6 protein-coding genes are annotated in these 11,342 nt (G+C 61.9%); 3 read left to right on the forward strand and 3 right to left on the reverse strand.

The features are described from left to right. Positions 1-2: 2 nt before the first annotated feature. The 3 genes from VB780_RS29800 to VB780_RS29810 all read right to left on the reverse strand — a co-directional run bounded on the left by VB780_RS29800 (position 3) and on the right by VB780_RS29810 (position 7,264). Positions 3-4,619: a non-ribosomal peptide synthetase gene (locus tag VB780_RS29800; RefSeq protein WP_323354825.1), complete on the reverse strand. Its 4,617-nt coding sequence runs from the start codon at positions 4,617-4,619 to the stop codon at positions 3-5. 84 nt (positions 4,620-4,703) lie between these two features. Next, a complete protein-coding gene (locus tag VB780_RS29805; RefSeq protein WP_323354826.1) occupies positions 4,704-5,744 on the reverse strand; it encodes a TauD/TfdA family dioxygenase in 1,041 nt (346 codons plus the stop codon). Between the two features lie 5 nt (positions 5,745-5,749). Then, complete coding sequence (locus tag VB780_RS29810; RefSeq protein ID WP_323354827.1) at positions 5,750-7,264, reverse strand: condensation domain-containing protein; 1,515 nt, start codon at positions 7,262-7,264, stop codon at positions 5,750-5,752. Between the two features lie 228 nt (positions 7,265-7,492). Between VB780_RS29810 and VB780_RS29815 the strand changes: the two genes are divergently transcribed. The 3 genes from VB780_RS29815 (at position 7,493) to VB780_RS29825 (ending at position 11,151) form a co-directional block, all read left to right on the forward strand. Next, positions 7,493-9,121: a cyclic peptide export ABC transporter gene (locus tag VB780_RS29815; RefSeq protein ID WP_323354828.1), complete on the forward strand. Its 1,629-nt coding sequence runs from the start codon at positions 7,493-7,495 to the stop codon at positions 9,119-9,121. Positions 9,122-9,238: 117 nt separating this feature from the next. Continuing rightward, entirely contained in the window at positions 9,239-10,180 is a 942-nt protein-coding gene (locus tag VB780_RS29820) for an iron-siderophore ABC transporter substrate-binding protein (RefSeq protein ID WP_323354829.1), read from the forward strand. Then, positions 10,177-11,151 carry a sucrase ferredoxin gene (locus VB780_RS29825; protein ID WP_323354830.1) on the forward strand — a complete coding sequence of 325 codons (975 nt, stop codon included), beginning with the start codon at positions 10,177-10,179 and terminating at the stop codon, positions 11,149-11,151. Before VB780_RS29820 ends, VB780_RS29825 begins: the two co-directional genes overlap by 4 nt. Positions 11,152-11,342 lie beyond the last annotated feature (191 nt).

The following is an 11,342-nucleotide window of genomic DNA, read 5'->3' on the forward strand; positions in this document are numbered from 1 at the left end:
GCCTAGACCTCCCCGCTGGTTCGCAGCTGAGCCAGCACCTGATTCAGCGCCGCCTGGTTCAGATTGGCCTGGGGAAAGTCTGAGGGGGTGTAGCCACCTACCTCAGGCGAGGTGCAGTGGGCGATTAGCGATCGCAGCGCCGCCATCGTTTGCGCTGCCACCTGGGCGATTGTCTCGCGCCGATGGCACTGGTCGCTGTAGGTCCAGTCGAGGCGCAGCTGGCCACCTAGTACGCGCCCGTTAATTTCCAGCAGATGCCGTCGTGGCGCCTGGGGGTCGCGGCTGTGGCCTAGAGATTCGGGCGCGAGGCCAAACAGGCTGGCCTCGGGCAGGCTGCTGTCAAACTGTCCCAGGTAATTGAACATTAGCGCTGGCTGACAGGGCTCAGGGCAGCTCGCCCCGTCAGGGCTGAGATAGCGCCAGACCCCATAGTCCAGCGGTCTGCCGGGGCGACGCAGCTGTTCTTTGACCGCCATCAGGGCCGCTCCGGGAGATTCCGCCGAGGGTAGCGCCAGCTGTACCGGAGCAATGGCGGTAAACCAGCCCACGGTGCGTGATAGGTCGAGCACACCCTCAAAATCGTCCCGTCCGTGGTGCTCTAGCTCCAGCAGCAAAGACGATCGCCCCGTCCAAGGGGCCAACCCCTGCACCAGCGCCGTCAGCAGCACATCGTTGATCTGACTCTGGTACGCCTGGGGCACCTGCCGCAGCAGCGCCTCGGTTTCCTCAGCCCCTAAACTCAAGGTGAGCGTTTGGGCGGAGGCAATGGTGTTGAGGCCATTGAGGAAATCCAGGGGTAGGGTTGCTGCTGCCGAGTTGAAATGCTGCCAGTCGGGCGATCGCAACCCTAGCTCCGCCGACCGGCTATAGGTTTCTAAATACTCGCCCCACTGCTGAAAGGCGGTGGTCTTGGGCGGCAGCGCCACAGGTTCCTGCTGCTGGAGCTGGCGGTAGACCGTCTGCAAATCTTCCAGCAAAATCCGCCAGGAAACGCCATCGACAACCAGGTGGTGAATCACCAGCAGCAGCCGAGCGGGGCGCGATGGCCCCAGGTCAAACCAGGCTGCGCCCATCAGTGGCCCGGTGGTGATATTCAAAGAGGTCTGCAACGCCTCGCCGTGGGCGGCAATCTGCGTCTCTAGCTCATCCTCGGCCCAGGTTTGCCCGTCGATGATGCTCAGCACCAGCGGCGCGTCATCGGCATGAACGGCCTGCCAGCTATTCGCCTCAGGCTGAAACCGCAGCCGCAGCGCATCGTGGTGCTGCACCAGGTGGTTGAGCGCCCGCTCCAATAGCGCCGGGTCGAGCGGTTCTCGCGCTGTCAGCAAAATCGCCTGGTTCCAGTGGTGGCGGTTGACGTTGGCGTTCGTGAAGCGTTCCGACGGAAAGCCTTGCCCAGAGCAAATCGCCTGTTCAAAGAAGCGGTGCTGAATGGGGGTGAGGGGAGCAGCGCCGCGAATCGGCTCTTGCTCGGCAATCACCGAACTCGCTGTGCCCGCAACGGCGGCCAGAGCGGCAATGGTCTGGTGCTCAAACAGCTGGCGGGGGGTGAGTTGCAGCCCGGCCTGGTTGGCCCTGGCAATTACCTGAATGCTGAGGATAGAGTCGCCCCCCAGCTCAAAGAAGTTGTCGTGAATGCCAACGGCTTCTATACCCAGCAATTCTTGCCAGATCGTTACCAGGGTTTGCTCAGCCTCGGTGGTCGCTCCGACCACCGAGGCAGCTTGACGGCTGGGTGCAGGCAGAGCCTGGCGATCAACTTTGCCATTAGCGGTGAGAGGAAAAGTGCGCAGCGGCACGATCGCCGCTGGCACCATATAGTCCGGCAGTCTCGTCGCCAAATAGTCCCGCAGTTCCTCGGGGGAAGCATGGGGGGCAAGGGCGTAGGCCACCAGACGGGGTGGCTCTGGAGCATCTTCGCGCAGGAGACAGATTGCCTGCTGCACCGCCTGGTGCTGCTGCAACACCGCCGCAATTTCCCCCAGCTCAATGCGAAAGCCCCGCAGCTTAATCTGGTCGTCGGTGCGCCCGAGGAATTCCAGATTACCGCTAGGCAGGTGGCGGACGCGATCGCCCGTGCGATAGAGCCGCCCCGCCCCAAAAGGATTGACGATAAACCGCTCGGCGCTCAGTCCTGGCTGATTCAAATAGCCCCGGCTGACGGCGGCCCCGCCCACGTAAAGCTCACCCGGAACGTCTACCGGAACAGGCTGCTGATAGGCATCGAGCACGTAGACCTGCACGTTCGGCAGCGGCTGCCCCAGGGGTAGCGACGCGGTTGCATCCAGGCATCCTGAACCGGGGTCTTCATGCTCAGGGATGGCATAGGTGAGCACCCCCACGGTGGTTTCGGTGGGGCCGTAGTGGTTCAAAATACGGCAGTGGGGCACATGGCGACGCACCGCAGCCACCAGCGAACCGGGGGCCGCTTCGCCGCCCAGCACCAGGCACTGGCGCGGCAGCCAGTCGGCGGCAGATTCATCACTGAGCAACGCCCCCAGGTGAGATGGCACAATTTTGAGATAGTCGAGGGGATGCCGACGGCAATAGTCGGCCAGGGCGCTGGCCTGGAGGGTGCGATCTTCTGCAATCAGGTGTAGGCAGCCGCCCGTGCAGAGGGCCGCAAACAGCATAGTGTTACCTAGATCGGCGGCTACGCTGGAGACCAGGCCAAAGTGGGCGCCGCCGCCCAGCCCTAGCCGGGGCAAAATGCCCTGCACATAGTTCAGAATGTGGCGATGCTCGACGGCGACGCCCTTGGGCTGCCCCGTCGAGCCAGAGGTATAGATGACGTAGGCCAGATGGTCGAGAGTCGTCGTCGCAGCAGGATTTTCAACCTCAGCGGCGTCCCCTTCTTGATCGAGGTAAAGCCGGGGGAGGGCAGCGGGCAGACTGTCGCCCCATTCCCGCTGGGTCACAACCTGGGCCACAGCCGCATCCTGGCAAAGGGGCTGAATCCGGTCGGCGGGCTGGTGCGGGTCGAGGGGCAAATAGGCCCCGCCAGCTTTGAGAATGCCAAGCAGCGCCACCACCCAGTCGAGGCTGCGGGGCAGCAGCACTGCCACCACGCTCTCGGGGCCGACGCCCTGCTGCCGGAGGTTTTGGGCGAGCTGGTTGGCGCGGTGGTTGAGCTGGCGATAGGTGAGACATTCCTCCTCAAACCACAGGGCGGGCCGATCGGGCGTTTGTGCCACCTGGGCCTCAAACCACTGGTGCAGGCTGGGGTAGGGCGGCGGGTCAGTCGTTGTCTGGTTGAAGTCCACCAGCAGGGCTTGCCGCTCGGCAAGAGTTAGCAGCGGTAATTGCGCGATCGCCCCCTCCGGTTTAGCCAGCGCCGCCGCCAGCAGCGTCTGCCAGTGGCCCTGCATTTGCTGAATGGCAGATAGTTCCAAGCGGCTTGCATCGTAGCACCAGTCTAGGGTCAGAGCGTCTGGCCCAGGCCGACAGACCAGCTTCAGGGTTGAGGGCTCTAGGTAGGCGATCGTCGCCGTTACCGCAAAAGGAGACAGAGCCGTCGGTGCTGCCTCTACCCCAAAACTGATCGGGAACCAGCCCGCCTGGCCCTGCACCTGTTCCCAGTCAAAATAGTCCTGCCAGGGCTGAATGTCATTCAGCGCCTCATGCACCTGGGCCACGGTGGCGGCAAAGCTCTGCTCTGGGGAAAGCACCGCCCGCAGCGGCAGATCGCGGGTCAGCAGGCCAGCGGCGGTTTGTAATTCTGGGTAGTGCTGGCGGGCATTGCAGCTATAGCCCAGGGTTAGCGTGGACTGCTCGGTGAGTCGCCCGATTAAAATCTGCCAGAGGGCTAAACACACATCCTCCGTCGTCATCCCCTGCTGGGCGGCCCAGCGGTAAAGGGTTGCAGCCAGCTCATGGGGTAAGGTCACAGTAGCGACCTGAGGGTCAAAAGCAATTTGGGCATCCCATTGGGGCGTTGGCGACGCCTCTTTGGAGGGGCGATTCTCCTCTAGCGGCAGCCGCTGCACTATCTGCTCTAGGTCGCTCGACCGTCGCCAGTAGCTGCGTCCGGCGGCGGTGTCTTCCCCTTCCAGCAGTTCGGTTTGCCACTCGGCCAGGTCGGCATATTGCAGCGGCGGCTCATCGTCGGCCTGGGAATTGTCTGCGTAAAACCGCCGCAGGTCTTGGGCTATCAGCGCCAGCGTTGCGCCATCGGCACAGAGGGTGGGCAGGCTGATCAGCAGCTCGTCATGGGTGGTGTGCCGCAGCCAGTGCGATCGCAGCAGGGGGCCTTGCGCCCAGTCAAACGGCTGATTGAGCAGATGGTTTAGCTTAGCCGCCGTTTCCTCGGGGGACACCGCCGACCAGTCGTGCGACGTCAACACGGCCTCCACGGGCAGAGTTTCGGCAATCACCTGGAGGGGCATCGTCATCCCCGGCAGGGTGGGGAAGGTGGTACGCAAAATCTCGTGGCGATCGATCAGCGCTTGAAGGGCTGCCTGGAGGCGATCGCCATGCAAGGGCACTTGCGATCGCAGCCGCAGCACAGCGCGGAAGGGCTGATTTGGATAGCGCTGCTGGAGCCGCCAAAGCCGCTGCTGCTGGGGAGAAAGGCGGTAACCTGCGATCGCAGGCGAGGTCTGGGTCTGGGTCGTTTGCATCGTATCTACACCGATAAAAGAAAGCTGCTGTAGCTGTAGGGTGGGCAATGCCCACCATTAGGAAAAATGTCTCCCAGGCGCTGCCTAGGCAGCGCTCGGCAAACCGTAGGGCTGGGCCATGCCCACCAAAATTTTTCGTGGGCCACCGTAGGGGGTGCGCCCGTGGGCCGTCAGCATGTTGTCGAGCAGCAGCACATCCCCCTGCTGCCAAAGGAATTCCACCGTGGCCGCCTGGTAAGCGGCGCGAATGGTGGCCAGATCGGCTTCATCCAGCGGGGTACCGTCGCCGTGGTAGGCATTGCGGGGCAAATCGGCCTCGGCCACATCCGCCAGCAGCCCCGCCCGTACGGCCCCATCCAGACTGGAAATGTGGAACAGGTGGGCCTGGTTAAACCAAACCCAGTCTCCGGTGTGGGGATGACGGGCAACGGCCTGGCAGACCTGCCGCGTGCGCAGGCGATCGCCCCGGCCCCACTCCCATGTCATGCCGTTGGCCTGGCAAAACGCCTCCACCGCTGACCGATCTTCGGTTTGAAACACTGTCTGCCAGGGCAAATCGAGCCCACCGCCGTAGTTGCGCACGTAGAGCACCTGCCGCTGCTGCCAGCGCGATCGCAGCTCCTCCGGCAGCGCCTGGTAGACCTGGCGACTATCAGCGATCGGTGTTGTGCCGCCCCAGGCCCCAGGCTGTTCGCAGAGGAAAGCTATCTTGAGCGGCCACTGGCGGCTGTAGGCCATTTCGTTGTGCAGCGGAATGGTTTGGCTGGCCGGATACTCGGTCGAGGTGTAGACCCTGCCGCTGACCTGGGTGCGCGGAGTCGAGCGGTAGGCGTAGTCGAGCAGATCGCCGCCCAGGGCCTGCAAAAACTGCTCCAGCCCGGTAGTGCCGTCACCTGCGAAACTGCGAAACAAAATGCCGCCGTGGTATCGCAGCCGACCCTCAATCCAGTCGGTTTGGGTGGCGGCCCAGTCAGCCAGATTCAAGGCAGCCCCCTGGGTCGGTTGCACCACCAGGGGCAGCAGGCGATCGCGGTTCAGGGGCTGTGCGGTAATTAGAGCAGCAGCAGAGAGCTGCACCGAGCGGCGGCGAAGGTCGGTCAACCGCTGACGAGAAGGCGAGGTCATAGTGCTTAGGGAGAGGTAAAGGTTTGGCGGCGGGTGCCTCTGAGCTTTTGCCGCTGGCTCGCGAGCATGGCCTGCTGCTGGTGCGATCGCTGCTGCTGCTCGTGCTGCCGCAGGTGTTGCACCAGGGCATCGATGGGCTGATCGGGGTCGCGGGTAATTTCGGCCAGCAGCGCTTCGTACTGCCGGGCAAGGCGCTTGACGGTGGCCGACTCAAACAGGTCGGTGCTGTACTCCAGCGCTCCCTGCAACCCCTGGGGGCTTTTCCAAAGGCCCAGCTTCAGGTCGTGCTTGGCGGTGCCCAGATTGATCTCAATCGGCTCCAGGGTCAGCCCCGGAAAGGCCACCGTCGCCACCGGGTCATCCTGGAGGTAAAACCAAGCCTGATACAGCGGCGTCTGGCCCAGGCTGCGCTGGGGCTGGAGTTCTTCGACCAGTTTTTCAAAGGGCAAATCTTGATGGGCGTAGGCGTTCACCGCCTCGTCGCGCCCCTGCTTTAGCCAATGGCGAAAGGATGGATTGCCGCTCAAATCGGCGCAGAGCACCAGGGTGTTGGTGAAAAAGCCGATCAGATTGGCGACCTCAGGGCGATCGCGATTGGCAATCGGCGTGCCCACGCGAATCGTGGGCTGCTGGGCATAGGCGTACAGCAGCACTTGGAATGCCGCCAGGGTAGTCATAAACAGCGTGGCGCTGGCCTGCTGACTGAGTTCCTGAAGCTGGGCGGTGAGGTCAGGGGAAATCCCCAACCCGTGCCGATGACCGTGGTGGCTGCGCACGGCGGGGCGAGGAAAGTCGGTGGGCAGGCTGGGCGCGGCGGCGGGGGAAAGGCGCGATCGCCAGTAGTTCAGCTGCTGCTCTAGAACTTCGCCCTGCAAAAACTGCCGCTGCCACACGGCAAAATCGGCGTACTGAATTGGCAGCGGCGGCAGGGCGGGCGGCTGCCCCCGCCGATGGGCGTCGTAGAGAATGGCCAATTCTCGAATCAGCACCTCCATCGACCAGCCGTCGGAAACGATGTGGTGCAGAGCCAGCAGCAGTACGTGGGTCTCAGCCTCTAGCTGCATCAGGCGCGATCGCACCAGTCCATCCCGCGCCAGGTCAAAGGGCCGTTGGGCCAGGTCTAGCGCCTCGGCCTGAATCGCTGCTGTCTGCGCCTCGGGGGGCAGCGCTGACCAGTCCAGCCGGGTCAGCGGCACCGTGCCCGTCGGCTGGATCTGCTGGCACGGCTGCCCCTCTACCAGCACAAAGCGCGTGCGCAGCGCTTCGTGGCGCTGCACCAGGTCTTGAAACCCGCGCTCTAGAGCCGCCGCGTTGAGATCCCCCCGCAGCCGCACCGCCGCCATCATCGTGTAGGCCGGATTGCCCGGCTGGAGCCGATCGAGAAACCACAGCCGCTGCTGAGCAAAGGAAAGCGGGAACTGGTTGGGATGCTGGAGGCGCGATCGCAGCAGGGTGGCCAGGTGCGATCGCTTCTCTGCGTCCAATAGCGGGGCGATCGCCGAATGACGGGTAGAAGCCATGACTGTAAACAATAAATGTTCTTGATAATAGAAACGCTTGTGCGTCGTAATCCGACTGATAGGCTGGGCGCTGATCTCGGGCCAGTCCCTCTATTCCTGACCAAGCCGCTTTCAGGAAAAGTCGTTTTCAGGAAGAGAATTCCAACACCGGGATTGCTTGGGTGTGCATTAGCAGGCTAGTCTTATTAGGAATTCTTGTCAACACGGCTGTCAAAAATACGGTTCACTATGAATCTCCTTTACCTGCTGCTGCGCACCTCTCCCGTGGCTATGGCCGTTGCCGTTGTGGCTGGGGGGCTGAGCGGGGGCGGCAGTGCTCGCCTGGTCGCCCTGGTAAATGAAGTAGTCACGGGTCGTCAGGGGGTGACTGGCCCCTTTCTCTGGGGCTTTTTTGGCCTGCTGGCCGGGGTGGTGGTGGCCGGGTATCTGTCTCAGCTGCTGCTGATTCGGCTGGCCCAGGGTGCCTTATTTGACCTGCGCCTGGTGCTGGCCCGGCAGCTGCTCGACTGCCCCCTGCGCCAGCTCGAAGACCTGGGCAGCCATCGCCTGTTCGCGGCCCTGACGGCAGATATTGAAACCATCGCCTCCGCCTTTACGGTGGTGCCCTTTCTCTGCATCGACCTGGCGATCGTGGGCGGCTCTTTGATCTATCTGGGCTGGCTATCGCTGCCGCTGCTGCTGGTCATGGTGGCGTTTATTGCCCTGGCGACCGTCACCTACCAGCTGATTGCCAGGCGGGCCAGGCGCTTTTTGGTCGCCGCCCGCGACGAGCAAGACCGGCTGTTTAAGCACCTGCGCGGCATTATCCACGGCATTAAAGAACTCAAGCTGCACCACCAGCGCCGCCAGGTGTTTTTGAATGAAGACCTGTGCCAGAGTGCTGCTACCTATCGCCACTTCAACGTGCTGGGCATGGGCATTTTTGCCGGGGCGGCCAGCTGGGGGCAGCTGATTTTTTTTGCGATTATTAGCGTCTTTTTGTTTGTCGTGCCCCGGTTTAGCCCCCTGGAGATGGCGCTGCTGGCCAGTTACATTCTCACCATCATTTACCTCAGTGGCCCACTTGAGAACCTGATGCGGCGGCTGCCCATTCTCAGCCGCGCCAGCGTTGCCCTCGACAAGGTCGAATCCTTTGGGTTCATGCTGAACCAGTGCCAGGAGCCACCCAGCCCGGCCCCACTGGCCCCCACCTGGCAGCGTCTGGAGCTGACCCATGTGACCTATAGCTATGACCGGGGAGCCGATGCCACCCCCTTTACCGTAGGGCCATTTAGCCTGGCGTTTTCGCGGCCCGAGGTGGTGTTTTTGATCGGCGGCAACGGCAGCGGCAAGTCTACCCTGGCCAAGCTGATCACCGGGCTCTACCCTCCTACCACCGGTCAGATTTGGCTGGATGGCAACGCGATCGCCGAGGGCAATCGTGAAGCCTATCGGCAGCAGTTTTCCGCCATCTTTGCCGATTTTTACCTGTTCGATCGCCTGCTGGCCCTCGATAGCCCCGAGCAGATGGCGCAGGCCAACACCTACCTCACCGCTCTCCAGCTCGACCACAAAGTTCACCTGCGGGCTGGAGAACTCTCTACCACCGACCTCTCCCATGGGCAGCGCAAACGCCTGGCGCTGCTGACGGCGTACTTAGAAGATCGCCCCGTCTACCTGTTCGACGAGTGGGCCGCCGATCAGGACCCGCAGTTTAAGACGGTGTTTTACACCCAGATTTTGCCCGAGCTGAAGCGGCGCAAAAAGCTGGTGCTGGCCATTACCCATGATGACAAGTATTTTCATCTGGCCGATCGCATTCTCAAGCTAGAGAATGGCCAGTTGGTCGAGCAGTCAGTAGCTCAGATCTTGTCTTGACAAGGTAGACCGATTTATCTAAGGTGCAGAAGTCAATCTACTTATTGATATGTTTTCTCATCTAAACTATCTCAATTCACCAGGTTGGGTCTGGGGGCAGAGCAAATGCTGAGGGGAATGCGATACCTCAAATGGGCGCTGCTGGCGATCGCCACCCTAGGGCTAGTTGTGGCCTGCGGCGGGCCTTCTCTGCAATCCCAGCCAGCCGTCCCAGAGCAGGGGCGTACCGTTGCGACAGCGCTCGGCGAGGTGGTTGTACCTCAATCGCCCCAGCGGGTGATCGTGCTGGCCCAGAGCGCCCTCGACAACACCCTGGCGCTGGGGATTAAGCCCATTGCCTCAACCTATGCCGGGTTTTCCCAGCGCTCTGACTACGGCAATTTTCCCGACTATCTGGCGAATAAAACCGAGGGCATTGCCAACATTGGCCACGCCTCTCAGCCCAATTTTGAAGCCATGCTTGAGCTCAGCCCCGACCTGATTTTGAGCAGCGTGGACGACCACGGTCAGTTCTACGATCGCCTCTCGCAGATTGCCCCCACCGTGCTGGTCGAGACCCGCGCCGATGCCCTCACCACCTACGCTGAGGCCCTGGGTAAAACCGAGCAGGCCGAAACGCTCACCCAAGAGTTTGAGGCCAGAATTCAGCAGTTTCGCCAGCAGATGGGCGATCGCCTGCCAACTACCGAAGTGTCGGTGCTGCGCTTCCGCCCCGACCAGGTGCGCCTCTATATGAAAGATTCGTTCTGCGGCTACATTCTGGAGCAGGTGGGGCTGCCCCGTCCCGCCTCCCAGGCCAAAGACGAGGTGTTTGAAACTGTCAGCCTAGAGGCCGTTCCGGCTATGGATGGGGACGTGATTTTTTACTTTGAAGACAACCCCCAAGACTCTATGGCCCAGCAGGTGATGGCCCATCCGCTCTGGCAACAGCTAGGGGCGGTGCAGCAGGAGCGGGTGTATCCGGTGTCCTTTGACACGTGGTTTTTGGGCAGCGGTATTTTGGCCGCCAACGCCGTTCTAGACGATCTGTTCACCTATTTAATTGACGCTCCCCCATGACCTCACCCCAGTCGATTACCGCCTGCCCCGATGTCGATCTCTGCGCCGTGTTTTCTAAACGCAGCGGCGAAAACCCGATGGGAACGGCTCCAGAGTGCGATCGCTACCTGATTGTCGAAGTGCCCATGCCCTGGGGTCGCAACGTGCTCCAGAGCGAGAATTTTCCCGCTGCGCTGCTGCCGGTGCTGGAGCAGGCGGCGGCGCGCAGTGCCAAGGGGCGCTGTCTGGCGATCGCCCCCGACCCTCGCTATAGCAAGCCGGGCTACCGCCGCATTCTCTACTTTCAGCGCCCCGCTGCCCAGTTCGCCACCTATGACAAACAAGAATTTTGGGTGCCCGAAGACCTGGTCGTACCGCTGGTGCAGGCTTTGCCCAACCCCGACGAGCTGGCTCCCTTCGAAAGCTACCGTCAGCTTGCCCCAACGCGAGACTTTTTAGTCTGTGCCCACGCCGAGCTAGACATCTGCTGCGGCCGGTTTAGTCGGCCCGTGTACGACGCCCTCAAGACCCACGCCATGCCCAATGCCCTGCGGGTGTGGCGCACCAGCCACATCGGCAATCACCGCCTCGCCCCCACCTTAATTGACTTTCCTGAAGGCCGCTACTGGGGTCATTTAGAACCCGACACACCCCACTATCTGGTGCAGCGAGATGTGCCGATGGCCAACCTTAGGGCCTACTACCGTGGCTGGGCTGGACTGCCGCCCCTGGCGCAAATCGTGGAGGGGGAAATTTTTGCCCAACTGGGCTGGGCCTGGCGCGACCACCGCAAGTCGGGTCAGGTCTTGACCCTGGATGACGCCACGGGCCAGGCCCAGGTGCAGATTGACTTCACCAGCCCCGAGGGAGAAACAGGCTGCTACCAGGCCACGGTCTCCATCAGTGGCACGGTGATGACGCTGAATAATTCTGGCAAGGGCGATTTTAGGGAGGTAAAGCAGTACCGCGTCAGCAATCTAGAGCGTCTGTGAGCCCTTTGTAGCGTTGTCGTAGCAGCTCATTTGATGAAGAGATGCTTTTGAAATCGATTCCTCGGTAGGGGCATTGCAGTGTGTCGTCCGACGTAAGGTTGTACCCCGACATACGACATAGAGTTGTGCCCCTTCGGCGTTTTAGCGGTAAAACAGAAGGCGTTGTAACGCCGTCGTGACTTGGAGGTGAA

Source organism: Leptolyngbya sp. CCNP1308 (assembly GCF_034932455.1).
In the GTDB taxonomy this organism is placed as follows: domain Bacteria; phylum Cyanobacteriota; class Cyanobacteriia; order Phormidesmidales; family Phormidesmidaceae; genus Nodosilinea.

Bases quoted from the DNA above. Each gene is read 5' to 3' on its own strand.
- VB780_RS29810 (WP_323354827.1), bottom strand. From the start codon at position 7,264: ATGGCTTCTACCCGTCATTCGGCGATCGCCCCGCTATTGGACGCAGAG.
- VB780_RS29825 (WP_323354830.1), top strand. From the start codon at position 10,177: ATGACCTCACCCCAGTCGATTACCGCCTGCCCCGATGTCGATCTCTGC.
- VB780_RS29805 (WP_323354826.1), bottom strand. From the start codon at position 5,744: ATGACCTCGCCTTCTCGTCAGCGGTTGACCGACCTTCGCCGCCGCTCG.
- VB780_RS29815 (WP_323354828.1), top strand. From the start codon at position 7,493: ATGAATCTCCTTTACCTGCTGCTGCGCACCTCTCCCGTGGCTATGGCC.
- VB780_RS29820 (WP_323354829.1), top strand. From the start codon at position 9,239: ATGCGATACCTCAAATGGGCGCTGCTGGCGATCGCCACCCTAGGGCTA.
- VB780_RS29800 (WP_323354825.1), bottom strand. From the start codon at position 4,619: ATGCAAACGACCCAGACCCAGACCTCGCCTGCGATCGCAGGTTACCGC.